Below are 24034 nucleotides of genomic sequence, written 5' to 3' on the forward strand. Positions count from 1 at the left end.
CCGACCGGATGCCGGCGCGGCAGCGCCGGCATCGGTTGCCGTCCCCCTGATCGGGGACGGCAGGCGCCGACAGGGCAGGGCCGGCCTTATCGGGCGGCCAACTGGCGCAGCACGTACTGCAGCAGCCCGCCGTGCTTGAAGTACTCCACTTCCTTGGGCGTCAGCAGCATCACGTGCGCCTGGAAGCGCGTGGAGGTGCCATCGGCCCGGGTCGCGGTGACAGTGGCGGTCTTGCTGGCGCCGTCCTGCAGGTCGGTGATGTCGATCGTCTCCGAGCCGTCCAGGCCCAGGCTCTGTGCGTTCTCGCCGGCCTTGAACTGCAGCGGCAGCACGCCCATGCCGACCAGGTTGGAGCGGTGGATGCGCTCGAAGCTCTCGGCAATCACCGCCTTGACGCCAAGCAGGTTGGTGCCCTTGGCGGCCCAGTCGCGCGAGGAGCCGGTGCCGTATTCCTTGCCGGCGAACACCACCAGCGGCACGCCCTCGGCCTTGTACTTCATCGCCGCGTCGTAGATCGCCAGCTTCTGCGGCTCGCCGCCATCGGCCGGGAAGTACAGGGTGTTGCCACCTTCCTCGCCACCGAACATCAGGTTCTTGATCCGGATGTTGGCGAAGGTGCCGCGCACCATGACGTCATCGTTGCCGCGGCGGCTGCCGTAGCTGTTGAAGTCGGCCGGCTGCACGCCGCGCTCCTGCAGGAAGCGTCCTGCCGGCGAGTCCTTCTTGATGTTGCCGGCCGGGGAGATGTGGTCGGTGGTGATCGAATCGCCGAACAGGCCCATCACCCGCGCGCCGTGCACGTCCTCGATGTGGCCGACCTGCATGGTCATGCCCTCGAAGTACGGCGGGTTCTTGATGTAGGTCGAGCTGCCGTCCCAGTCGTACAGGTCGCCGTCGGGCGACTTGATGGTGTTCCAGCGGGTATCGCCCTTGAACACATCGGCGTAGTTCTGCTTGAACATCTCCGGCCCGATGGTCGCGGCGATCACGTCACCGATTTCCTTGTTGCTCGGCCAGATGTCGCGCAGGAACACCGGCTGGCCATCGCTGCCGGTACCCAGCGGTTCGGTGGTCAGGTCGATGTCGGTGGTGCCGGCGATCGCGTAGGCCACCACCAGCGGCGGACTGGCCAGGTAGTTCATTTTCACTTCGGGGTGCACGCGGCCCTCGAAGTTGCGGTTGCCCGACAGCACCGAGGTCACCACCAGGTCACCGGCGGCGATGCCGGCGCTGACTTCGGTCGGCAGCGGACCGGAGTTGCCGATGCAGGTGGTGCAGCCATAGCCGACCACGTAGAAGCCGATCTTCTCCAGCTCGGTCAGCACGCCGGCCTTTTCCAGGTAGTCGGTGACCACGCGCGAGCCCGGCCCGAGCGAGGTCTTGACCCAAGGCTTGCGGTCCAGGCCCTTGGCCGCCGCATTGCGGGCCAGCAGGCCGGCGCCGATCATCACCGCCGGGTTGGAGGTATTGGTGCAGGAAGTAATGGCGGCGATGACCACCGCGCCGTCCTTCAGGCGGAAGCGGCTGCCGTCCATCTCGACATCGGCGTAGCCCCTGGCCAGCTGTTCGTTGCCGACTGCCGCGCCACCGCCCTCGTTGACGAACGTGGACACGTCCTCATTGCGCTTGTCGCGGCTGGTGGTCAGCCCACCGAGGTTGTCGCGGTAGTTCTGCTTGACGTCTTCCAACAGCACGCGGTCCTGCGGGCGCTTGGGACCGGCCAGCGACGGCTTCACCGTGCCCATGTCGAGCTCCAGCGTGGCGCTGTAGCTGGCGTGTGCGGTCTGCGCGTCGTGCCACAGCCCCTGTGCCTTCGCATACGCTTCGACCAGCGCGATCTGCTCCTCGCTGCGGCCGGACAGGCGCAGGTAGTTCAGCGATTCGTGATCGATCGGGAAGATGCCGCAGGTGGCACCGTATTCGGGGGCCATGTTGCCGATCGTCGCGCGGTCGGCCAGCGGCAGGTGCTGCAGGCCCTCGCCGAAGAACTCGACGAACTTGCCGACCACCCCGTGCTTGCGCAGCATCTGGGTCACGGTCAGCACCAGGTCGGTGGCGGTGGCGCCTTCGGGCAGTTTGCCGGTCAGCTTGAAGCCGACCACCTGCGGGATCAGCATCGAGGACGGCTGGCCGAGCATGGCCGCCTCCGCTTCGATGCCACCCACGCCCCAGCCCAGCACGCCGATGCCGTTGATCATGGTGGTGTGGCTGTCGGTGCCGAACACGGTGTCCGGGTAGGCGATGGCCGTGCCGTCCTTGTCAGCGGTCATGACCACGCGGGCCAGGTTCTCCAGGTTCACCTGGTGGACGATGCCGGTGTTGGGCGGCACTACCTTGAAGTTGTGGAAAGCCTTCTGGCCCCAGCGCAGGAAGCCGTAGCGCTCCTGGTTGCGCTGGAACTCGATCTTGCCGTTGAGGTCCAGTGCGTCCGGGGTGCCGAATACATCCACCTGCACCGAGTGGTCGATCACCAGCTCGGAGGGGATCTGCGGGTTGATCTGTTCCGGGCGGCCACCGAGTTTGACCACGGCGTCGCGCATCGCGGCCAGGTCGACCACGCAGGGCACGCCGGTGAAGTCCTGCAGGACCACGCGCGCGGGCATGAAGGCGATCTCGATGTCCGGCTCTGCCTTCGGATTCCAGCGGGCGACCGCTTCGATGTGGTCGCGGCCGACGGTCGCACCCCCGTCCTCGTGCCGGAGCAGGTTCTCCAGCAGGATCTTCATCGAGTAGGGCAGGTGGGAGATGTCGAACTGCTGTCCGAGCTTGGGCAGGCTGAAGTAGTCGTAGGTCTTGCCGGCGACATCCAGCTGACTGCGGGTGGAGAACGAATCGCTCATGCGGGGTGACTCCTCTTGCGGATGGCTTGCAGTGGCCCGCCCGAGGCAGGCCTGCTTGCGTTCGCCGATGGCCGTGGGCCCGGTGACCGTCCGAGTATGAACGATTCAGCCGGCCCGTGGCCTGCGGCATCGGGTCTCAGGCTACATGGAGATATGTATCGCTGATGTCATGGGTCGCTGCGTATCCTTATGCCCTGCAAGGCCCGGGGGCGGGACGAAGCGGGGTGAGGGTGGAAGTATGCCCCCTGGAGTATGTATAATTTGTGCATACTTTGGAGGGCGTACCGATGGAAGCCACCGTTGCAGAACGCGGACAGATCACCTTGCCCAAGGCGGTCCGCGATGCGCTGGGTCTGACCAAGGGCACTCAGCTGAAGGTCGAACTGGAGGGCAGCCGCATCATCCTGCGCAAGAGCGTGGACGACGCCATCTCGCGTGCCCGCGGCAAGTTCGCGCTGGATGGCTTCGACTCGGCGCAGGCCGCCGTGGATGCGGTCCGCGACGAGGAATGAGCCGCGCATGATTGCCGTCGATTCCCCGATCCTGATCGAACTGCTCAGCAACGGCCCGCAGGCCGATGCCGTGGAAGCCTGCCTGCGCCAGAGCCTGGTGGGTGGCCGCGTGGTGATCTGCGGGGTGGTGCTGGCCGAGATCTGCGCCGCGCTGCGCGGCGGCGCCGAAGTGCAGGAAGCGCTGGAGGAGATGGGTATCCATTTCAGCCCGCTGGAAGCCAAGTCCGCCCTGCGCGCCGGCGAAATGCACCGCCGCCACCGCCAGCGCGGCACCGGCAAGCGCGGCATCGATGACTTCATGGTCGGCGCGCACGCACTGCTGCAGTGCGACGGGTTGATCACCTGGAACGACACGTTTTACCGCGACTACTTCAAGGGCCTGAAGCTGATCGTGCCGCAAGCCTGAGCCCGCCCTTTTCACCGCTGTATTCAACCGCATTCTGCAAAGAATCACCCGGGAGTTGTCATGTTGGAAGCCTACCGCCACCACGTAGCCGAGCGCGCCGCGCTTGGCATCCCGCCGCTGCCGCTGAGCGCCCAGCAGACGGCCGACGTCATTGAACTGCTGAAGAACCCGCCCGCGGGCGAGGCCGAGTTCCTGCTCGACCTGCTGACCCACCGCGTGCCGGCCGGCGTCGACGATGCCGCCAAGGTCAAGGCCTCGTACCTGGCCGCGATCGCCCTCGGCAGCGAAACCAATGCGCTGATCAGCCGCGAGCGCGCCACCGAACTGCTGGGCACCATGCTCGGCGGTTACAACGTCGCCCCGCTGGTCCAGCTGCTCGACGACGCCGTGGTCGGCGCGATCGCCGCCGATGCGCTGAAGAACACCCTGCTGGTGTTCGATGCCTTCCACGATGTGCAGGAAAAGGCCAAGGCCGGCAATGCCAACGCCCAGGGCGTGCTGCAGAGCTGGGCCGATGCCGAATGGTTCACCAGCCGGCCGGAAGTGCCGCAGAGCCTGACCATCACCGTGCTCAAGGTCACCGGCGAAACCAACACGGACGACCTGTCGCCGGCGCCGGACGCCACCACCCGCCCGGACATCCCGCTGCATGCCTTGGCGATGCTGAAGAACAAGCGCGATGGCATCGAGCCGGAAGAAGACGGCAAGCGCGGCCCGGTCAAGTTCATCGAATCGCTGAAGGACAAGGGCCACCTGGTCGCCTATGTGGGCGACGTGGTCGGTACCGGTTCGAGCCGCAAGTCGGCCACCAACTCGGTGCTGTGGTTCACCGGCGAAGACATTCCGTTCATTCCGAACAAGCGCTTCGGTGGCGTGTGCCTGGGCTCGAAGATCGCGCCGATCTTCTACAACACGATGGAAGACGCCGGCGCGCTGCCGATCGAACTCGACGTGTCGCAGATGAACATGGGCGATGTGATCGAGCTGCGTCCGTACGACGGCAAGGCACTGAAAGACGGTGCGGTCATCGCCGAGTTCAAGGTCAAGTCAGACGTGCTGTTCGACGAAGTGCGCGCCGGTGGCCGCATTCCGCTGATCATCGGCCGCGGCCTGACCGCCAAGGCGCGTGAAGCGCTGGGCCTGGCCCCGACCGACCTGTTCCGTCTGCCGATGGACCCGCCGGATACCGGCAAGGGCTTCTCGCTGGCGCAGAAGATGGTGGGCCGCGCCTGTGGCCTGCCGGAAGGCAAGGGCATGCGCCCGGGCACCTACTGCGAACCGAAGATGACCTCGGTGGGCTCGCAGGACACCACCGGCCCGATGACCCGCGACGAGCTGAAGGACCTGGCCTGCCTGGGCTTCTCGGCCGACCTGGTCATGCAGTCGTTCTGCCACACCGCCGCCTACCCGAAGCCGGTGGACGTCAAGACCCACCACACCCTGCCGGAGTTCATCTCCACCCGTGGCGGCATCTCGCTGCGTCCGGGCGACGGTGTGATCCACAGCTGGCTCAACCGCATGCTGCTGCCTGACACCGTCGGCACCGGCGGCGACTCGCACACCCGTTTCCCGGTGGGCATTTCGTTCCCGGCCGGCTCGGGTCTGGTCGCCTTCGCCGCCGCCACCGGCGTCATGCCGCTGGATATGCCCGAATCGGTGCTGGTGCGTTTCAAGGGCACGATGCAGCCCGGCGTGACCCTGCGCGACCTGGTCAACGCGATTCCGCTGTACGCGATCAAGTCGGGCCTGCTGACGGTCGCCAAGGCCGGCAAGAAGAACATCTTCTCCGGCCGCATCCTGGAAATCGAAGGCCTGCCGGACCTGAAGGTCGAGCAGGCGTTCGAACTGTCCGATGCGTCGGCCGAACGTTCGGCCGCCGGCTGCTCGGTGCGCCTGAACAAGGAGCCGATCATCGAGTACCTCACCAGCAACATCACGCTGCTGAAGTGGATGATCGCCGAGGGTTACCAGGACGCCCGTTCGCTGGCGCGCCGCATCGAGAAGATGGAGGCCTGGCTGGCCAACCCGGCGCTGCTGGAGCCGGATGCCGACGCCGAGTACGCCGCCGTCATCGAGATCGACCTGGCCGATATCCACGAGCCGATCGTGGCCTGCCCGAACGATCCGGACGACGTCAAGACGCTGTCGGACGTGGCCGGTGCGGCCATCGATGAAGTGTTCATCGGGTCGTGCATGACCAACATCGGCCACTTCCGTGCGGCCGCCAAGCTGCTGGAAGGCAAGCGCGACATTCCGACCAAGCTGTGGGTGGCTCCGCCGACCAAGATGGACGCCTCGGAGCTGACCAAGGAAGGCCACTACGGCACCTTCGGCACCGCCGGCGCGCGCATGGAAATGCCGGGCTGCTCGCTGTGCATGGGCAACCAGGCGCAGGTGCGTGAGGGCGCGACGGTGTTCTCGACCTCGACCCGCAACTTCCCGAACCGCCTGGGCCGCAACTCCAACGTGTACCTGGGGTCGGCAGAGCTGGCCGCCATCTGCTCGCGTCTGGGTCGCATCCCGACCAGGGAAGAGTACATGGCCGATATCGGCGTGCTGGATGCCAGCAGCAAGGACATCTACCGCTACATGAACTTCGACCAGATCGAGGATTACCAGGACGTGGCCAAGACGGTTGCTGCCTGAGCCTGATCGGCTGATGTGTTGAACGAAAACCCCCGGTGAGAACCGGGGGTTTTTTTGGTGTTGGCGATGCCGGCGGGCGCGGCGGCCGCGTCACCTCACTCGGGCGCGACCGCCGCGGGCGCCGCCAGGACGGGCGCGGTGACGGCCGGGAACAGCGACGGCAACTGCGTTGCAAACCGTGCCGCGCAGCGCTCGGCGAACGCGTGCGAGGCCGACCTGACCTTGGCGTAGTCATCCGCCTGCCAGTCCTCCAACGGGGCCAGGCGGCGCTCATTGCAGGTGACAGCGGTCTGCCTGGCGCCCTCGTCGGAGAGCCGGAATCCGACCGTGGCCGTGTGCCTGAGCTCGTATTGACTGGTGTCCCCGGAGTCTTCCACGTAAGCAAGCACCCAGTCGCCCGCCAGGCTCTGGACGGTCCGGGGCTCGACGGGGATGGCGTCGGGATGGGTGAGGAAGAAGTGCGCAAGATGGGTGCGCAGCAGCCCCGGCATGTCCGAGAGCGCCGGGCTTGGCAGGGTGTCGATACGGCTGCCGCGCGGCGCGGTCTTGGCGAACCGCTGCAGCTTTCCGTTTCCAAAGTACGCAAGCGCCAGTGCGCCCACCTGTGCGCCGGCGATCCTGCCTCGCGTCACCAGGCGCAGCGGGAGGGCGCCTTCGTCGCCGCCTTCCTGGCTGGGGTCCAGGCCCGCCACCACCTCCACGGTCCGCGTCCAGTCCCGCAGCGGGCCGCCGGCCGGCGCAGGGGACACCGTTTCGGCAGGGGTCTCGTCCACGGCGGCGGGCGCCGCCACGACGGCCTGGGCGGGTGCGGGTGCTTCACAGCGTTCCGGCGGCAATGTGAAGGCTTCCGGCTGCACGCTGCCGTCGGCAGCCACGCGCCTCACTCCGAACCGGCAGATCCGGTCGGCGGTGGTCATCTGGATCTCGTAATCGTTGCCCGGCTCGGGTGTGAACTGGAGCGTCAGCGGGCCTGAACAGCGGTAGTCGTTGGTGTTGGCGACCCGCGCGTCGAAGATCAGCGGCTGGCCACTGGCAACGCTGTACTCCTCGTAGCTGGGCCGGGAGAACATGACGCTCTTCATGTTGCGCACGGCATCGGTCTGCGGCATGCCGAGCGACACATTTGCCGGCGCACCGCTCATCATCGTGTTGAGGACCAGATGGGTCGACCGGGCGATATCCACCCGGTTGTCGTAGACCTCCCGGCAGGCCGCGTTGGTGTACATCGTGATGGCCTGGCCATTCTGGCCGAAGATGCGCACGCGCGCGTCGGCAGCGGGGGCCTTTCCCTGTGCGCCGGCAGGGCCTGTCATCAACAGGCCGCCCAGTAGCAGCCCACCCAGGATATGGCAGGGTCCATGCATGGTCTTGCTCCTTCAGTTTCCGCAGTCTACACCGGCCGATGGGGATCAGCCGCGCGCCAACGCCATCAGCCGTTCGGCGATGCGCTCCAGCGGCACCATTTCCTCGGCGGCGCCGAGCTTGTAGGCCGCGCCGGGCATGCCCCAGACCACGCTGGTGGCTTCGTCCTGGACCAGGGTTGGGGCGCCGGCATTGCGCAGCTCCAGCAGGCCGCGTGCACCGTCGTCGCCCATGCCGGTGAGGATGGCGCCGATGGCATTGGCACCGGCACTCTCGGCCACCGAACGGAACAGCACGTCCACCGCCGGTTTGTGGCGGTTGATGGGCGGGCCGTCGTCGATCCGGCAACGCCAGCGCGCACCGTCGCGGATCACGCGCAGGTGCCTGCCGCCCGGGGGCAGGTAGGCATGGCCGGGGAGCACGGCTTCACCGTCGCTGGCCTCGCGTACCGACATCGCCGAATGCCGGTCCAGACGCTCGGCGAACGCGCTGCTGAAGGTCGCGGGCAGATGCTGCGTCATCACCACGGCCGGTGCGTCGGCAGGCAGGCCTTCGAGCACCACGCGCAGCGCTTCGGTACCGCCAGCGGAGGCACCGATGGCGATCAGCCGATCGGTGGTGCGGAACTGGATCGAGCGCGGGGCAGGGGTGGCCGTGGTTTCCAGGGTGATGCGCGGCACGGTGGTGCGGGCAAGGCTGCGTACCCGCGAGCGGGCGGCCATCTTGACCTTGGCGATGATCTCATCGGCGTAGCCCTGCAGACCGCGCGCCACGTCCAGCTTCGGCTTGGACACGAAGTCCACCGCACCCAGCGCCAGTGCCTGCAGGGTGGTATCGGCGCCGCGCTCGGTCAGCGAGGAGATCATCACCACCGGCACCGGGTGCAGGCGCATGAGATTCTCCAGGAACGCCAGCCCGTCCATGCGCGGCATTTCCACGTCCAGCGTGATCACGTCCGGATGCAGGCGTTTGATTTTTTCGCGCGCCAGCAACGGGTCGGCCGCGGTGCCGACCACCTCGATGCCGGGATCGCTGGCCAGGATTTCGCTGAGCATCTGCCGGACGACGGCCGAGTCGTCGACAATCAGGACTTTGCAGGGCGGGCCAACGGTCATTCGAACAGCTCCACGCCGCCGGTGACGGGCGCACGCGACAGGCGTGCGCGTACGGCCGATTCGGTGGCGGCCACCTCCGCTTCGTGCGCGTGCGGCAGGCGCTGCACCACCACACGGCCGCTATCGGCGAAGAACCACACCTTGCGCGGATGGATGCCGCACAGGTCCTCGGCGATGATCGGGATGTGCTCGGCCTGCAGGTACTGGCGCACGAACTCCGCGTTGCGGGTGCCGACCGGGTTGCTGGTGAAGCCCTTGAGCACGTTCGCACCGCCGAACACCTTGGCTTCCAGACGCTTGCGGTGCGCGCCACGCTTGAGCAGGTCGTTGATCAGCAGTTCCATCGCGTAGCTGCCGTAGCGCGCAGGCGCGCCATCGCCGACGTTGCCCTCGGGCAGCAGGAAGTGGTTCATGCCGCCGATCTTGAGCACCGGGTCGCGCAGGCAGGCGGCCACGCACGAGCCAAGCGTGGTGGTCAGGGCGGTGGTGTCGTCCACGGCCAGATACTGGGTCGGCAGCAGCTTGGCCGCCGTGACCTGGAAGCGGCTGTCGAAGTAGCGCATCACTTCGTCGCTGCGTGCGGCCTGGTTCATACCGGGGCTCCGGGTGCGCGCTTGTACAGGGTGCGCCCGCAGGGCTGGATCAGGTCGGCGGCGTGGAGGTAGTTCTCCGAGTGGCCGGTGTAGAGCAGGCCGTCGTCGCCCATGTGCTGGATCAGGCGCGAGAGGATGCCGCGCTGGGTGGGCTTGTCGAAATAGATCATCACGTTGCGGCAGAACAGGGCGTCGAAGGGGCCGCCGACGTCGTAGCGGGGGGCGAGCAGGTTGAGTGGGCGGAAGTCGATCAGCTCGCGCAGCGCCGGCAGCACGCGGCAGTGGCCTTCATTGGGGCCGGTACCGCGCTGGAAATAGCGTTTGCGCACGGCCGGGTCCAGTCCGGAAACGCGGTCGATGGCATAGACGCCACGGCTGGCGGTGGCCAGCACCTGGGTGTCCACGTCCGTGGCCAGGATGCGCACCGGCGGCTTGAGCGTGCCGAAGGTCTCGCAGGCGGTGATCGCCATCGAGTATGGCTCCTCGCCGGTGGAGGCCGCGCACGACCACAACTGCAGCGTGCCGTGGCCGCTGCGCGCACGCAGCTCGTCGGTGAGCTTCTCGAAGTGGTGCGGCTCGCGGAAGAAGGCGGTCAGGTTGGTGGTCAACGCATTGGTGAACGCCTGCCATTCGTCGCCGCCGTGGGCTTCGAGCTGGTCGAGGTAGTCGTGGAAGCTGCGCATGCCGAGTGCGCGCAGGCGGCGCGACAGGCGGCCATAGACCATGTCGCGCTTGGCCGGCGCCAGCGAGATGCCGACGCGCTGGTAGATCAGGTCGCAGATGCGGCGGAAGTCGCGGTCGGCGAACTCGAACTCGCGACCGGCCTGCGAGGTGGCCACAACGGGGGGAGGCGTGGACACGGCTCAGAACTCCTGCCAATGGCCGTCGTCGCGGGGCAGCGCGGCACGTGGCGCATGCGCTGCGGGCCCGGCGGCGGGGGCCACGGTGCGGGCCGGCGTGCTGCGTACCGGCTGCGGCGCGGCACGGCTGATGCGCGCGGTCACCGCGCTGACCGCCGCGGCCACCTGGTTGTCCAGACGGAAGATCGACACGGCATCGGCCAGCTGCGTGGCCTGCTCCTCCATCGCCCGCGCGGCGGCGGTGGCTTCTTCCACCAGCGCGGCGTTCTGCTGGGTGGTTTCGTCCATCTGCACCACGGTCTGGTTGACCTGCTCGATGCCGGCCGACTGTTCCTGCGAGGCCGCCGAAATCTCCGCCATGATGTCGGTCACGCGCTGCACCGAGGCGACGATCTCGCCCATCGTGGCACCGGCCTTGTGCACCAGTGCCGACCCGTCGTTGACCTTGCCGACCGAGTCGTCGATCAGGCCCTTGATCTCCTTCGCCGCGCCGGCCGAGCGCTGGGCCAGGGTGCGCACTTCGCTGGCGACCACGGCGAAACCGCGACCCTGCTCACCGGCACGCGCCGCTTCCACGGCCGCGTTCAGCGCGAGGATGTTGGTCTGGAAGGCGATGCCGTCGATGACCGAGATGATGTCGGCAATCTTCCGGGACGAGGCTTCGATCGCACTCATGGTGGTGACCACCTGGCTCACCACGTCACCGCCCTGCGAAGCCACGGTGTGCGCCCCGATGGCGAGCTGGTTGGCCTGGCGGGCATGTTCGGCATTCTGGCGCACGGTGGAGGTCAGTTCCTCCATCGACGCGGCGGTTTCTTCCAGGTTGGCCGCCTGCTGTTCGGTGCGGCGCGACAGGTCGCTGTTGCCGGTGGCGATTTCGCCGGCAGCCTGGTTGATGCTGCTGGCCGACTCCTGGATCTGGCCGACGATGCGGGTCAGTTGCGTGACGGTCGCGTTGGCGTCATCGCGCATGGTGGCGAACACGCCCTCGAACCGGCCCTGCATGCGCGCGGTGAGGTCCCCCTCGGCAATGGCCGACAGCAGCGCGGACAGCTTGCCCAGGTTCTCGTCGCTGACCTGCATCATGGCGTTGAGGTTGGTGATCATCAGGCGGAAATCGTGATCGAACCGCGTGCTGTCGCCGCGCTGGCTGAAGTCGCCGGCCGCCGCGGCCGTTGCCAGCCGCTTGATCTCGGCATTGATGCTGCCCAGATTCTGTTTGACCGTGTCCACGGTGGCGGTGATGGCTGCCTTCTCGCCAGGGTAGCGCGCGATGTCGGCGCGCAGATCGCCGACCGCGTACGCCTTGACCACTTCCAGCACCGCCTCCATCGTCTGCACGTGGGCGCCCACCAGGGTGTTGGTCTCATGCACCATCAGCCCGTACTCGCCGGGGAAGGCGCTCTCGTCGATGCGGTAGCTGACCTCGCCGGCGTCATGGCGGCGGGCCATGTCGCGCTGGGCGGTGATGACCCCGTGCAGCTGGCTCTGCATGCGCGACATGGCCTCGAGCAGGCGGCCAGGCTCATCGTGGGCCTGCTCGCCGATGCGGCTGTCCAGCCTGCCGCGCGCGATGCTCTCGGCAACGGTGGTGGCCTGGCGCAGGGGCAGGGTGATGCGGTTGCCGATCAGCCAGCTCAGGGCCAGGACGATCAGAACCAGCGCGCCGCCGGCGGCGGTCATGATCGCGGTGAACACCAGTGCCTGCTGCTGCACGTCTTCCATGTACACGCCACTGCTGATGACCCACTGCCACGGGGCGTACATCCCGGCATAGGAGGACTTGTCGAACAGCCCTTCTTCACCGGCCTTGGCCCACTTGTAGGAGACCACGCCGCCGCCCAGGCGGGCCATGCCGACCATGTCGTAGAACAGGCGCACGCCGTCCTCGGAACGGAAGTCCTTCATGTCCTTGCCGATCAGGTCCTTGCGGAACGGATGCATCAGCACGCGGTACTGCGTGTCGTAGACGCTGTAGTAGTAGGCGTCGTTGTCGGCGCGCATGCGGTCCAGCGCCAGCAGCGCGGCCTCCTTGGCCGCCGCGTCGGTCAGCTCGCCGGTTTCGGCGAGGTGATGGTAGTGGTCCAGGATGCCGTAGGTCAGTTCGACCTGGATTTTCAGGCTGTCCTTGCGGGTGTCGGTCAGGTCCAGGTACTGCATGCGGGCGGCGATCACCGCGAGGGCGATGACGCCCACGGCGATCAGCGCCGTCAGCAGGTTGAGCTTGCGACGGACGGACAGGTTGGAGAAGTACTGGTTCCAGCGGCTGATCAAGGTCATGGGCATGGCATCGTTGGTCGGCGAACGTGTCGCGGCAATGCAGTTATCGGCCGCGAACCGCTGCGGTTGAGGTGTGCAGGCTGAGCGTATTCAGGTTGCAGGCGGATGGCGCGGACGCCGCAAAGGAAAAAGGCTCCGGTGCCTTCGCACCGGAGCCTTTCGCGGTTCAGTCGTTGACCGGCGCGACGCGCTTAGAACTCCTGCCAGTCGCCGTCGGCCAGTTCGGTGGCGACCGGCCGGTTCGGCGCACGGCGAGCCGGTGCCGGCGCCGGCGTCGAACGGATCGGGCGCGGTGCGGCAGCGACCGGGGCGGCGACCGGTGCCGGTGCCAGGTCGCGCTCGTCCAGCGTGAAGATCGACACGGCATCGCTGAGGTGGCCAGCCTGTTCTTCCATCGCCCGCGCGGCGGCGGTGGCTTCTTCCACCAGCGCGGCGTTCTGCTGGGTGGTTTCGTCCATCTGCACCACGGTCTGGTTGACCTGCTCGATGCCGGCCGACTGTTCCTGCGAGGCGGCGGAGATCTCGGCCATGATGTCGGTCACGCGCTGGACCGAGGCGACGATCTCGCCCATCGTGGCACCGGCCTTGTGCACGAGCGCCGACCCGTCGTTGACCTTGCCGACCGAGTCGTCGATCAGGCCCTTGATTTCCTTCGCCGCGCCGGCCGAGCGCTGGGCCAGGGTGCGCACTTCACTGGCGACCACCGCGAAACCGCGACCCTGCTCACCGGCACGCGCCGCTTCCACGGCCGCGTTCAGCGCGAGGATGTTGGTCTGGAAGGCGATGCCGTCGATGACCGAGATGATCTCGGCGATCTTCCTGGACGAGGTCTGGATCGCACTCATGGTGGTGACCACCTGGCCGACCACCTCACCGCCCTGCGAGGCCACGGTGTGCGCGCCGATGGCGAGCTGGTTGGCCTGGCGGGCGTGCTCGGCGTTCTGGCGCACGGTGGAGGTCAGTTCCTCCATCGAGGCGGCGGTTTCTTCCAGGTTGGCCGCCTGCTGCTCGGTGCGGCGCGACAGGTCGCTGTTGCCGGTGGCGATTTCGCTCGCGGCCGAGCTGATGGCCTGGCTGGACTGTTTGATGCGGGTGACGATCCCGCTGAGCTGCTCGGCAGTGGCGTTGGCGTCGTCGCGCATGCGGGCGAACACGCCGTGGAAGTCGCCGTGCATGCGTGCGCTCAGGTCGCCCTGCGACAGGGCGGCAAGCAGGCCGGAGACCTGGTCGATGCTGCTCGCGTTGGCTTCGAGCAGGCCGTTGATCTGCTGGGCCAGCTGCAGGAAGAAGCCTTCCTTGCCGGCGTCATCGATGCGGCCGGACAGGTCGCCGGCGGCGGCCTGGGCGATGACGCGGGCCACCTCGGCTTCGACGGCGGCTTCCGGGGTGCGGTCGCGCCATTCGACCACGTGGCCGACGGTGTCGCCCTGCTCGTTGGCGATGGAGGAGACCACCTGCGCGAACTGGGCGTCGCCGAACTGCATCGGACGGCGGCTGACGCCATGCTCCTTGAGCTGGCTCAAGGTGCGCTGGTCCATCTCGTTGCCGTGTTCGAGCACGGTCACCGGCTTGCCGATCAGCGAGGTGGCGGCATCGAAGTCCGGCAGGTCCTTGCGGATTTCGTCCTGGTACCGGGTGAGCGTGTGCTGCAGGGCGCGGTTGGTATAGACGATGTTGAGGCTGTCGTCGGTCAGGTACACGCCGGTGGAGCTGTAGTCCAGCGCAGTACGGATGCGCAGGTTCTCGCGGGCGATCGCCTGGTCGGTCTCGGTCCGCTCGCGCAGGTCGCGCTGCATGCGCTGCATGGCCTGCAGCAGGTCGCCCACTTCGTCCTTGCGGGTGACATCGATGTGGCCGTCGAGCTTGCCGCCGGCCACGTCGTTGGCCACCGAGACGGCGCCGCGGACACTGCCCACCAGCGAGCGGGCGAACAGCCACACCAGCACCAGGCCCAGCGCCGCGCCGCCGAGCAGGGCGATCACGGTCAGGGTGGCGGAGGCGGCGTAGGTGGATTCGGCTTCTTCACGCGAGGCGCGGGCGAGGCGGTTGTCCTCGGCGATCAGCGCTTCGAGCGCGGCGGAGGCCTTGCGGTGTCTGGTGCGGGTCTCACCGACGAAGGTGTCGACCGCATCGTCCGGCAGGTCCAGTTCGAGCATCTCGGTGACCGAGTCATAGGACGCCAGGGCGGCGTTCCAATCCTTGGCAAAGGTGTCGAACAGCTGCTTCTGCTGCGGGTTGTCGATCAGCGCCGGGTACTTCTTGATCGAGGCGTCGATCTTGCCGCGCAGATCGGTGGCACGCGTCTTGGCCTCGGCCTTGACGTCGTCGCTGGCGCGGATCAGACCCTGATAGGCGGAGTTGCGATACTCACCGACCATGCCACGGATTTCGCCAGCCATGCGGATGCTTTCCATCCGGTGACCCGCCAGCTCGGTGGTGACGTTGTTGAGCGAATACAAGCCACGATAGGCCACGATGCCCTGGAGCAGCATCACCAGCAGGATGACACCGAAGGTGAGCATCAGCTTGGGCATCAGTTTGAGGTTGTTGATCCACGGCATGGGCGGTGCGGTCTCCGGTGGCAAACGCGTCCGGGCATCGTGCCCGGTTGCAGCGACCACGCCGGCCAGCGCCGGCGTGGCATGGCGTACAGCGAATTACTTGATGTTGGCGAGCTTCAGGCCGGCCGGCGAGCTGACTTCGATTTCAGCGCGCGAGGCATCGCGGGCGATCTTGCCGATCACGCACACGGTCTTGCCTTCCAGGGTTTCCAGCGGGAAGCTGAACTTGCTGCGGTTGGCGCCGGCGATGCGGGCCGAGAAGGTGTGGCGCGGGAAGGCGCCGCCCATGTACAGGAAGGTCGGCTGGCCTTCGGAGCCTTCGGCGTAACGTGCCTTTTCCACCTTGCCGCAGACCATGCCGTCCTTGCCGACTGCACGCGGGGCCATTTCCGGCGGGATCATTTCGGCCGTCTGGGCGAAGGCGGACGAGGCGGTGGTGGCGAGCACGGCAGCAGAAAACAGCGCAAACAGGGACTTCATCGGATGGTTCTCCGGAGGATGTGGACAAGTTGGCCCGGCCTTGGGGTGTCCAGCACAGCCGGGTCCTGATTCCAGCTATCGGCCACGCGCGCGGGAACTGAAGGGTCAATGTCGACCTTCGTCGCAGTGCGCGGCGGCCGCGGGTCTGTCATCAGGCGGCGACGTCGTCGAGGGTGGTTGCCTGGCCCATGTCGGCGCTGTCCAGCAGGGTCTCGATGTCGAGCAGGATCAGCATGCGATCGTCCTGGGTGCCGATCCCGGAGATGAAGCGGGTGTCCACGGCGGCGCCGAACTCCGGGGTCGGGCGGATCTGCTCGGCGCTCAGGGGGATGACGTCGGAGACGCTGTCCACGACGATGCCGACGACGCGGTCTTCGACGTTGAGCACGATCATCACGGTGAAGGCGTCATAGCGCGCGTTTTCCAGGCGCAGCTTGAGGCGCAGGTCGATGACCGGGACGATGGTGCCGCGCAGGTTGATCACGCCCTTGATGTAGTCCGGGGCATCCGGCACGCGGGTGACCGAGTCGTAGCCGCGGATTTCCTGCACCTTGAGGATGTCCACGCCGTAGTGCTCGGCGCCGAGGGTGAAGCTGAGGTACTCGCCACCGGAGCTGGCGGCGCTGCTGTTCTTGTCGTTCATGGAGGCAATCCTGGGTCGGGCGTGGCGGTCGAAAAACCGGGCGTCACGCTGGATATCGGCCTGGGACGGAACGACTTTAGCGGGGGCTGCCGCCGTTCAGCTTTCGCCGTTCCTGCGTGCCTTGCGCTGGCGGTCGATGCGGAAGATGTAGCGCTGGATCGCGCTGTCCGCGCCGCGCGGCAGTGCGTCGAAGCGCAGGCCGACGCGTTTCATCTCCACGCCGTTGGGCAGCTTCTGCGCGCGCATGTTGCAGGCCACCAGCGACACGTTGATGGGGCTGCTGTCGGGCAGCTCCAGGCGGCAGCCGTCGTAGCGCTTCTGCAGGCCGAACACCGGGCAGTCTTCGGCCACGGTGACGGCCAGGCCGCCACCGCTGATGTCCACCACGCGCATCGTCAGCGCTTCGCTGCGGTCGTCATCAACGGGCAGGACCAGCTTGGGCGAGTCGGTGATCGGCGTCTCCAGGCGGTACAGCTCGCGCCGCTGCAGGTGCACCAGTTCGGTCGGGAACGGGGCGCGGAAGCCGACGTGGCCTTCATTGTGGATGCGGACCAGGCCATCCAGGCGGAAGCGGACCATTACCCGTTCAAGCTGGCCGAAGCACAGCAGGTGATCGGCCGCCTCGGCGGCGCGGTTGGAGGTTTCCGAGGGACTGCCGTCGAGCAGCAGTTCGTCCTCGTCCTCGTCCAGTTCCAGTACCGCCGTGGGGAACGACTGGTCGCGGCCGTCGATGTGCGCATTGATCAGCGACCGCTGGTCGATGAGCGCCTGCAGCAGCTGGCGGATCTGCCGGGGGTTGCGGACCAGGTACTTGTCATCCGTACCCGGGTCGGGCGCGGCATGGGTTCCGTCGTGTGCGGGAAGGCTGCCTTCGGACATGGAATCTGCTGGGTTGGGCGGATGCCGGCATCACACGATCCCGGGGCTCAGTCCGTTTATCGGCATCAGATCACATTTATGTAGGGCGAATATCGACAGGGCTGGATCGGAACGACGACACCCCGCCGGGGCGGGGTGTCGGATCAAACGCGATGCGAGGATCGGTGCGGCGTCAGAACTCCTGCCACTCCGTGTCGTTGGCCAGTGCCGGCTCGCGGGCCGGCGCGCGGCGCGGTGGGGCAGCGGCCGGGCGCGGACGCGCGGCGCCGGCCGGGCGTGCCGGTGACGCAGCGACCACCGTCGGGCGTGCCACAGGCGCGGAGGCGGCCTGGCCGTCGAGCTTGAACAGCGCCACCGCATCGGTCAGATGGCCGGCCTGTTCTTCCATCGCCCGCGCGGCGGCGGTGGCTTCTTCCACCAGCGCGGCGTTCTGCTGGGTGGTTTCGTCCATCTGCACCACGGTCTGGTTGACCTGCTCGATGCCGGCGGACTGCTCCTGCGAGGCTGCCGAGATCTCCGCCATGATGTCGGTCACACGCTGCACCGAGGCGACGATTTCGCCCATCGTGGCGCCGGCCTGGTTGACCAGCTGCGAGCCCTCGGCGACCTTGCCGACCGACTCGTCGATCAGACCCTTGATCTCCTTGGCGGCGCTGGCCGAGCGTTGCGCCAGGGTGCGCACTTCGCTGGCGACCACGGCGAAACCGCGACCCTGCTCACCGGCACGCGCCGCTTCCACGGCCGCGTTGAGCGCCAGGATGTTGGTCTGGAAGGCGATGCCGTCGATGACCGTGATGATGTCGGCGATACGGCGCGAGGACGCGTCGATCTCGTGCATGGTACTGACCACCTGGCCGACCACGTCGCCGCCCTGCGAAGCCACGGTGTGCGCGCCGATGGCGAGCTGGTTGGCCTGGCGGGCGTGTTCGGCGTTCTGGCGCACGGTGGAGGTCAGTTCCTCCATCGAGGCGGCGGTTTCCTCCAGGTTGGCCGCCTGCTGCTCGGTACGGCGCGACAGGTCGTTGTTGCCCGACGCGATCTCGCCGGCTGCCGTGCTGATGCTGGACGAGGCCTGCTGGATGCGTCCGACGATCTGGGTCAGCTGGGCAACCGTGGCATTGGCATCATCGCGCATGCTGGCGAAGACGCCGTGGAACTCGCCGTGCATGCGGGCGGTCAGGTCGCCGTTGGCGATGGACTGCAGCAGCTGCGACAACTGCGACAGATTGCCGTCGGCCACTTCCATCATCGTGTTCAGGTTTTCGATCATGACCCGGAAGTCGTGCTCGAAACGCAGGCTGTCGCCGCGCTGGCTGAAATCGCCGGCCGCCGCTGCCTGGGCCAGGGTCTGGATCTGGGTATTGATCGCCAGCAGGCTGGCCTTGGCCGCGTCCATCGATTCGTGCAGGATCGCGCGGCTGCCCGGCAGGCGGCGCGCATTCTGCGACAGGTCACCCGCGGCGTACTGGTTGAGGATGTCGATGGCGTCCTTGATGGCATCCAGGTGGTCGAACACCACGGTGTTGGTGCCGACGGCCAGCTCACCGTAGACGCCGGGGAAATCGACCGGCATGCGATGGGAGATGTCGGGACCGGCGTGCATCGCGGCCATCTGGCGGGTTTCGTCGGAGTAACGGCGCAGCATGGTGGTCATGTCGCTGGTGGCGGCCAGCATCTGGCCGGCTTCATCGGCACCGGTGGCGCGGATGGTGACGCTCAGGTCGCCGCGGGCCACCGACTTGATTGCATGCACCGCCTGCGACAGCGGACGGGTGATCGCCCGCGAGATCACCAGGGCCAGCGCGACGGCCACGAGCGACAGCAGCACCATGCAGGCAATGATGGCGATCACACTGGTGCGATGGACGGCATTGGCATTGGCGATCTTGCTTTCCATCAGGCTGTTGCTGAACGCACCCAGCTCCTTGAGGTCATCGAACAGGGTGCGTCGGGCGGGGCGCGACTTCTCGTCGGAGATCTGCCGCGCAAGCGCGCCGTCACCGGCGGCCACGGCGGCGCGGAGTTCGGCATTGGCGTGGAAGTAGGCGTCCACATCGGCGGACACTTTCCTGAACAGCGCCCGCTCACGGTCGCCGGCCGGCAGCGCGGCGTAGGCGGCGAGTTCATCGCGCACGATCTTGGCGGTGCTGTCCATCCGCGTGTTGTAGTCGGCGACCTTTTCGGGCTGGTCGAACATGCTGACCTGCGCCATTTCATAGGTGCGGAATTCGCCGAGCTGCGAGCGCACTTCACCCAGGTGCTGCACCGACGGGATGTCGTTGCCTGCCATTGCGGCCAACTGCGCATTGGCACCGTTGAGGCGGACCAGGGCGAACACGCCGAGAACGACGGTCATCAGGGTGGTGAGGGTGAATCCCACCGCCAGCTTGCGGGCGATGGGCAGATCGTGGAACCACTTCATGGTCGGAACTCCGGGCAGGGCGGGGTGCACAGCCGTGGGGTGCTGGGCGCAAGGGGCGTGGCGGAACGTGGGGTGGGGCGCGGGCGGTGTGACGACGGTGTCAACGCTCTTCCGGGATAACGGCGCTGTGCCGCCGCAACTTGAGTGTTGGATGTCACATTTTTTCGGCGCGCTGTGGGTATCGCAGTCGGTGCAGGCGCCAGCAACGGCAGGGAATCGGCGGCGCGGCTGGCGACGGCGCGTCTATACGCCAACGTATCCATGCCAATCAACGTCACACTTCCAGGCAAGCAGAGAACGACCTCCCGGAATGCGTTGTGCCGGCCAGCGGTCGCACCCCGCCCCGTCAGGACGCGGGCGGGCAACGTCGAGCGACGGACGCTGCCCGGCGCGTCAGAGAACGTGTGATGCCGGCCAGCGGCCGGCGCTCCGTGGGGCGATCGCGGGGCGCGTGATGCCGTCGCCCCGGGCGCGAAGAACAGAACGCCCCCGCGCGTGGCGGGGGCGTGCATTCACCGGTGATACGCGCGCGTTACGCCGCCTGCGGCATCCGCAGCGAGCGCACCAGGCCGCCGATATCCACGATCAGCGCGACGCGGCCGTCGCCCAGGATGGTGGCGCCGGAAACACCGCTGATCCGGCGGTAGTTGTTCTCGATGTTCTTGACCACCACCTGCTGCTGGCCGACCAGTTCGTCCACTTCCAGCGCGATCTTCTGGCCATCGCCTTCGACCACCACCACCAGCGAATCGTCCTTGGTGCGACCGCTGTAGCCGTAGTACTCGCTGAGCGAAAGGATCGGCAGGTACTCGCCGCGAACGCGCAGCACACGGCCTTCGCCGGCCATCGTGCGGACGTCCTCGGCCTGCGGCTGCAGGGCTTCGAGCACATAGGCCAGCGGCAGGATCAGGGTTTCGCCGGCCACCGACACGGTCATGCCGTCGAGGATGGCCAGGGTCAGCGGCAGGCGGATCAGCACGCGGGTGCCGTTGCCGGCCTGGCTTTCCAGCTGCACTTCGCCCCCCAGTGCCTGGATGTTGCGGCGGACCACGTCCATGCCCACGCCGCGCCCGGAAAGATCCGTGACGGCATCGGCGGTGGAGAAGCCGGGCTGGAAGATGAGGTCCCAGACCTGGGCGTCGGTGGGGTTGTCCGGCACGCTCAGGCCGCGTTCGACGGCCTTGGACAGAATCTTGTCGCGGTTCAGGCCGCGGCCGTCATCGCTGACTTCGATGACGATGTGCCCGCCCTGGTGCGAGGCGGCAAGGGTGATCGTACCGGTCTCGTCCTTGCCGGCGTCGCGGCGGACGTCGGGCATTTCCAGACCGTGATCGATCGAGTTGCGGACCAGGTGCACGAGCGGGTCGGCGATCTTTTCGATCAGGCCCTTGTCCAGTTCGGTGCCTTCGCCGATGGTGCGCAGGCGGACGTGCTTGCCCAGACGCGAGGACAGATCACGGACCAGGCGCGGGAAGCGGCGGAACACCGCGTCCACCGGCAGCATGCGCACCCCGATCACGGCTTCCTGCAGGTCACGGGTGTTGCGCTCGAGCAGGTCCAGACCGGCGAACAGCTGCTCGGCATGGACCGGGTCCAGGGCGTGCGAGACCTGCTTGAGCATGGCCTGGGTGATGACCAGTTCGCCGACCAGGTTGATCAGCGCGTCGACTTTTTCCACGGCGACGCGGATCGAGGTTTCCGCTTCGTGCGCGGCGGCGGCCGGCGCTGCGGCAGCGGCGGCCACAGGTGCGGCTGCCGCTGCGGGGGCGGTGGCCGCTGCCGGTGCCGTCGGGGCGCTGGTGGCCAGACTCGGCGGCGCAGCCGGACGGATGTCCAGTTCGCAGTCGTCCACCACCCATGCGAAGGTGTCTTCGATTTTGCTGCGCGGGACCTTGCCCACCAGCCCGAGGTCCCAGGCCAGGTGAGCTTCGAGCGGATCGAGCTGCGCAAACCCGGGCAGGCGCTCCATGCGCGCGGCGACCTGCAGCGAGCCCAGGTGCTCCAGCTCGCGGATGATGCGCAGCGGATCGTTGCCGCTCATGAACAGCGACGGCGCCGGTACGAAGCCGATCTGCCAGGCTTCCGGCGTATCGTCCACCGGCGCGGCGGCAACTGGGGCGGCAGTGGCCACGGCCTGTCCGGACAGCACGGCTTCCAGGCGCGCCTTGACGTTGGCCACCGCCTGCGGATCGGCGGGCTGGCCATGTTCGGCTTCGCGCAGCAGGGCCCGCAGGACGTCCACCGAGGACAGCATGGCGTCCACGGCGGCCGGTTCAAGTGCGCGCTTGCCGGCGCGCAGTTCATCCAGCAGCGTTTCCAGCACGTGGGTCAACCCGGCAATCGCGTCGAAGCCGAAGGTGCCTGCGCCGCCCTTGATCGAATGCGCGGCGCGGAACACGGAGTTGATGATCTCCGGGTCCTGCTGGCCCGATTCGAGTGCCAGCAGTCCGGCCTCCATCGCATCCAGCCCTTCGCGGCTTTCTTCGAAGAACGTGGCGTGGAAACGTTGCAGATCCATGCTCATGGTGCGTTGGGTCCGGTTGCGGGAAGGGGGAGGGCGGAAGCGAAGCGGGCTGAGGCTCAGCCGAGCACTTTCTGTACGGTGGCGACCAGCTGTTCGGGATTGAACGGCTTGACCAGCCAACCGGTGGCACCGGCGGCCTTGCCTTCGGACTTCTTGTCGGCGGCCGACTCGGTGGTCAGCATCAACATCGGCGTGAACTTGTAGTCGGCCAGCTGGCGCAGTTCGCGGATCAGCGAGATGCCGTCCATATTGGGCATGTTGACGTCGGTGACCACCGCATTGAAGCGCTGACCCTTGGCCCGGCCGAGTGCGATCGCACCGTCTTCGGCTTCTTCGACGGTGAAGCCGGCCGAGGTGAGGGCGAATGAGACCATCTGGCGCATTGACGCCGAATCGTCCACCACCAAGATACGTGCGCTCATGCAGCGTTCTCCACAGATTTCAGGTTGTCATGGGGTGCATCCAGGCCCAGGGCCTGGGTGACGCCGAGCAGGCGCGCGGCGTCACGGAAGGTTGCAGTGCAACCGTCGAATCCGGTCGCATGGCCCGCCTGGCGGCGGGCGTCGACGAATGCGCACAGGACCTGCATTGCTGCGGTATGGATACGGCTGACTTCGCTGGCATCCAGCGTCAGTGCGCCAGCCTGGTCCACCAAAGGGGCCAGGCGGGATTTGAGCTCGGTGCTGGTCTCGATACCGAGATCACCACCCAGGGCCACAGTGCTCATCGTTGCTCCGGACAAACGGTTCCGAGGTTGATAACGGCCCCGTGAGGGGAACCTTTAGGCCCGGTGCGTCGGGCCTGCCGTCAGTTCAGCAGCTGCGTGGCATCGAGCAGGATCATCGGCTGGGCGGTGACGCGGGCGACGCCACGGAACAGGTCGTTGGAGATCTGGCAGATGCGGGCCGTGTCGGGGGGTTCGATCTGCGAGTCGGTGAGGTTGGCGACGTCTTCCACCGCCGAGACCCGCAGCCCCATCGTTTCGCCGTCTTCCTCGAGCACCACGATGCGGGTATTGGCATCGTTGGCGGCCGGGCCGCTGCCCAGGTGGATGCCCAGGTCCATCACGGGGACCACCTGGCCGCGCAGGTTCATGATGCCCAGCATCGCCGGCGCGGTGCCGCGCAACGGCAGCAGCGGCACGGGCAGCACCACTTCCTGCACCTTCAGCAGTTCCAGTGCATAGGCCTGGGTGCCACAGCGAAGGCGCAGCCAGCGCGAGGTGCGTTCGCTGGCGCGGCGGTTCTCGCGCGGGCTGGAGGCGGGGTCGCGTGCCTGCGCCTGCAGTTCCTCCCAGCTGTTGGGGCGGCCGCCGCGCGGCGCCGGCGGCGCGGCCGGGCGTGGCAGGGGCGTCGGCGTCGCGCGTGCGACCGGGGCCGGTACCGCAGATGGCGGCGGTGGCGGTGGGGTCGGCGTGGGCGCGGGAGCCGGTTCGGCTGCACGCGCGACCACGGCCGGCGGCGCGCTGTCGTGCAGGACCTCGTCGGGCAGGTCGTCCCAGCCCGGACGCGCGGCTGACTCGGGTGCAGGCGACATCACCGGTCCGAGCGCGGGATCGTTCATCAGCTCGTCGAGCAGCGCCAGGTTGGCCGGTGCGCCGGGCGAGGTGGGGGTGTCATGCGCGGGCGCGGCCTGGACCGGTCCGAGCGCGGGGTCGTTCATCAGCTCGTCGAGCAGTGCGAGGTTGGCCGGTGCCCCGGGCGCGGTGGGGGTGTCCTGCGCGGGTGCGGCTTGGACCGGTCCGAGCGCGGGATCGTTCATCAGCTCGTCGAGCAGCGCCAGGTTGGCCGGTGCGCCGGGCGAGGTGGGGGTGTCATGCGCGGGCGCGGCCTGGACCGGTCCGAGCGCGGGGTCGTTCATCAGCTCGTCGAGCAGTGCGAGGTTGGCCGGTGCCCCGGGCGCGGTGGGGGT

At 67.6% G+C, this 24034-nt stretch carries 18 protein-coding genes; 3 read left to right on the forward strand and 15 right to left on the reverse strand.

The genetic code is table 11. The features are described from left to right. Positions 1 to 86: 86 nt before the first annotated feature. A complete protein-coding gene (acnA, locus tag OC534_RS03125; RefSeq protein WP_166472943.1) occupies positions 87 to 2840 on the reverse strand; it encodes an aconitate hydratase AcnA in 2754 nt (917 codons plus the stop codon). Between the two features lie 287 nt (positions 2841 to 3127). On the opposite strand from acnA, the gene OC534_RS03130 reads away from it, so the two are divergent. Genes OC534_RS03130 through acnB form a run of 3 tightly spaced genes read left to right on the forward strand, consistent with a single transcriptional unit; the run spans position 3128 to position 6404 of the window. Continuing rightward, complete coding sequence (locus OC534_RS03130) at positions 3128 to 3352, forward strand: AbrB/MazE/SpoVT family DNA-binding domain-containing protein (RefSeq protein WP_017356396.1); 225 nt, start codon at positions 3128 to 3130, stop codon at positions 3350 to 3352. Between the two features lie 7 nt (positions 3353 to 3359). Beyond that, positions 3360 to 3758: a type II toxin-antitoxin system VapC family toxin gene (locus OC534_RS03135; protein ID WP_136004029.1), complete on the forward strand. Its 399-nt coding sequence runs from the start codon at positions 3360 to 3362 to the stop codon at positions 3756 to 3758. A gap of 60 nt (positions 3759 to 3818) precedes the next feature. Further along, positions 3819 to 6404, forward strand: a complete 2586-nt coding sequence (gene acnB, locus OC534_RS03140; RefSeq protein WP_136004031.1) for a bifunctional aconitate hydratase 2/2-methylisocitrate dehydratase — start codon at positions 3819 to 3821, stop codon at positions 6402 to 6404. A gap of 95 nt (positions 6405 to 6499) precedes the next feature. Here acnB and OC534_RS03145 read toward each other — a convergent pair whose 3' ends face one another. From OC534_RS03145 to OC534_RS03210, 14 genes are all read right to left on the reverse strand, one after another. Further along, positions 6500 to 7666 (reverse strand): hypothetical protein, encoded by a 1167-nt coding sequence (locus OC534_RS03145; RefSeq protein WP_262071354.1) that lies wholly within the window; start codon positions 7664 to 7666, stop codon positions 6500 to 6502. Positions 7667 to 7813: 147 nt separating this feature from the next. Then, positions 7814 to 8881, reverse strand: a complete 1068-nt coding sequence (locus OC534_RS03150) for a chemotaxis response regulator protein-glutamate methylesterase (protein WP_017356392.1) — start codon at positions 8879 to 8881, stop codon at positions 7814 to 7816. Beyond that, positions 8878 to 9474, reverse strand: a complete 597-nt coding sequence (gene cheD / locus OC534_RS03155; protein WP_136004035.1) for a chemoreceptor glutamine deamidase CheD — start codon at positions 9472 to 9474, stop codon at positions 8878 to 8880. The genes OC534_RS03150 and cheD overlap by 4 nt, the downstream gene beginning before the upstream one ends. Continuing rightward, a complete protein-coding gene (locus OC534_RS03160) occupies positions 9471 to 10313 on the reverse strand; it encodes a CheR family methyltransferase (protein ID WP_017356390.1) in 843 nt (280 codons plus the stop codon). Before OC534_RS03160 ends, cheD begins: the two co-directional genes overlap by 4 nt. Before the next feature lie 24 nt (positions 10314 to 10337). Continuing rightward, on the reverse strand, positions 10338 to 12614 hold the full coding sequence (locus tag OC534_RS03165) for a methyl-accepting chemotaxis protein (RefSeq protein ID WP_136004037.1): 2277 nt from the start codon (positions 12612 to 12614) through the stop codon (positions 10338 to 10340). A gap of 191 nt (positions 12615 to 12805) precedes the next feature. Continuing rightward, on the reverse strand, positions 12806 to 15175 hold the full coding sequence (locus OC534_RS03170; protein WP_136004039.1) for a methyl-accepting chemotaxis protein: 2370 nt from the start codon (positions 15173 to 15175) through the stop codon (positions 12806 to 12808). A 96-nt stretch (positions 15176 to 15271) separates the two neighbouring features. Further along, positions 15272 to 15577 (reverse strand): hypothetical protein, encoded by a 306-nt coding sequence (locus OC534_RS03175; RefSeq protein WP_229296465.1) that lies wholly within the window; start codon positions 15575 to 15577, stop codon positions 15272 to 15274. A 229-nt stretch (positions 15578 to 15806) separates the two neighbouring features. Continuing rightward, the gene (locus tag OC534_RS03180; protein WP_017354388.1) at positions 15807 to 16298 is read right to left on the reverse strand and encodes a chemotaxis protein CheW; all 492 of its coding nucleotides are present in this window, start codon (positions 16296 to 16298) and stop codon (positions 15807 to 15809) included. A gap of 96 nt (positions 16299 to 16394) precedes the next feature. Further along, positions 16395 to 17177 carry a flagellar brake protein gene (locus OC534_RS03185; RefSeq protein ID WP_017354389.1) on the reverse strand — a complete coding sequence of 261 codons (783 nt, stop codon included), beginning with the start codon at positions 17175 to 17177 and terminating at the stop codon, positions 16395 to 16397. A gap of 172 nt (positions 17178 to 17349) precedes the next feature. After that, positions 17350 to 19599: a methyl-accepting chemotaxis protein gene (locus OC534_RS03190; protein WP_136004041.1), complete on the reverse strand. Its 2250-nt coding sequence runs from the start codon at positions 19597 to 19599 to the stop codon at positions 17350 to 17352. Between the two features lie 532 nt (positions 19600 to 20131). Then, positions 20132 to 22123 (reverse strand): chemotaxis protein CheA, encoded by a 1992-nt coding sequence (locus OC534_RS03195; RefSeq protein WP_136004042.1) that lies wholly within the window; start codon positions 22121 to 22123, stop codon positions 20132 to 20134. Between the two features lie 56 nt (positions 22124 to 22179). After that, positions 22180 to 22545: a response regulator gene (locus OC534_RS03200; RefSeq protein WP_136004044.1), complete on the reverse strand. Its 366-nt coding sequence runs from the start codon at positions 22543 to 22545 to the stop codon at positions 22180 to 22182. Then, on the reverse strand, positions 22542 to 22850 hold the full coding sequence (locus OC534_RS03205; RefSeq protein WP_136004046.1) for an STAS domain-containing protein: 309 nt from the start codon (positions 22848 to 22850) through the stop codon (positions 22542 to 22544). Before OC534_RS03205 ends, OC534_RS03200 begins: the two co-directional genes overlap by 4 nt. 80 nt (positions 22851 to 22930) lie before the next feature. After that, the gene (locus tag OC534_RS03210) at positions 22931 to 23983 is read right to left on the reverse strand and encodes a chemotaxis protein CheW (RefSeq protein ID WP_262071358.1); all 1053 of its coding nucleotides are present in this window, start codon (positions 23981 to 23983) and stop codon (positions 22931 to 22933) included. Positions 23984 to 24034 lie beyond the last annotated feature (51 nt).

The organism is Stenotrophomonas sp. Marseille-Q5258 (assembly GCF_946900935.1).
Lineage (GTDB): Bacteria > Pseudomonadota > Gammaproteobacteria > Xanthomonadales > Xanthomonadaceae > Stenotrophomonas > Stenotrophomonas nematodicola.

Bases quoted from the DNA above. Each gene is read 5' to 3' on its own strand.
- OC534_RS03170 (WP_136004039.1), bottom strand. From the start codon at position 15,175: ATGCCGTGGATCAACAACCTCAAACTGATGCCCAAGCTGATGCTCACC.
- OC534_RS03180 (WP_017354388.1), bottom strand. From the start codon at position 16,298: ATGAACGACAAGAACAGCAGCGCCGCCAGCTCCGGTGGCGAGTACCTC.
- OC534_RS03195 (WP_136004042.1), bottom strand. From the start codon at position 22,123: ATGAGCATGGATCTGCAACGTTTCCACGCCACGTTCTTCGAAGAAAGC.
- OC534_RS03130 (WP_017356396.1), top strand. From the start codon at position 3,128: ATGGAAGCCACCGTTGCAGAACGCGGACAGATCACCTTGCCCAAGGCG.
- OC534_RS03175 (WP_229296465.1), bottom strand. From the start codon at position 15,577: ATGATCCCGCCGGAAATGGCCCCGCGTGCAGTCGGCAAGGACGGCATG.
- OC534_RS03150 (WP_017356392.1), bottom strand. From the start codon at position 8,881: ATGACCGTTGGCCCGCCCTGCAAAGTCCTGATTGTCGACGACTCGGCC.
- acnA (WP_166472943.1), bottom strand. From the start codon at position 2,840: ATGAGCGATTCGTTCTCCACCCGCAGTCAGCTGGATGTCGCCGGCAAG.
- OC534_RS03185 (WP_017354389.1), bottom strand. From the start codon at position 17,177: ATGTCCGAAGGCAGCCTTCCCGCACACGACGGAACCCATGCCGCGCCC.
- OC534_RS03190 (WP_136004041.1), bottom strand. From the start codon at position 19,599: ATGAAGTGGTTCCACGATCTGCCCATCGCCCGCAAGCTGGCGGTGGGA.
- OC534_RS03165 (WP_136004037.1), bottom strand. From the start codon at position 12,614: ATGACCTTGATCAGCCGCTGGAACCAGTACTTCTCCAACCTGTCCGTC.
- OC534_RS03135 (WP_136004029.1), top strand. From the start codon at position 3,360: ATGATTGCCGTCGATTCCCCGATCCTGATCGAACTGCTCAGCAACGGC.
- OC534_RS03210 (WP_262071358.1), bottom strand. From the start codon at position 23,983: ATGAACGACCCCGCGCTCGGACCGGTCCAGGCCGCGCCCGCGCATGAC.
- OC534_RS03200 (WP_136004044.1), bottom strand. From the start codon at position 22,545: ATGAGCGCACGTATCTTGGTGGTGGACGATTCGGCGTCAATGCGCCAG.
- acnB (WP_136004031.1), top strand. From the start codon at position 3,819: ATGTTGGAAGCCTACCGCCACCACGTAGCCGAGCGCGCCGCGCTTGGC.
- OC534_RS03205 (WP_136004046.1), bottom strand. From the start codon at position 22,850: ATGAGCACTGTGGCCCTGGGTGGTGATCTCGGTATCGAGACCAGCACC.
- cheD (WP_136004035.1), bottom strand. From the start codon at position 9,474: ATGAACCAGGCCGCACGCAGCGACGAAGTGATGCGCTACTTCGACAGC.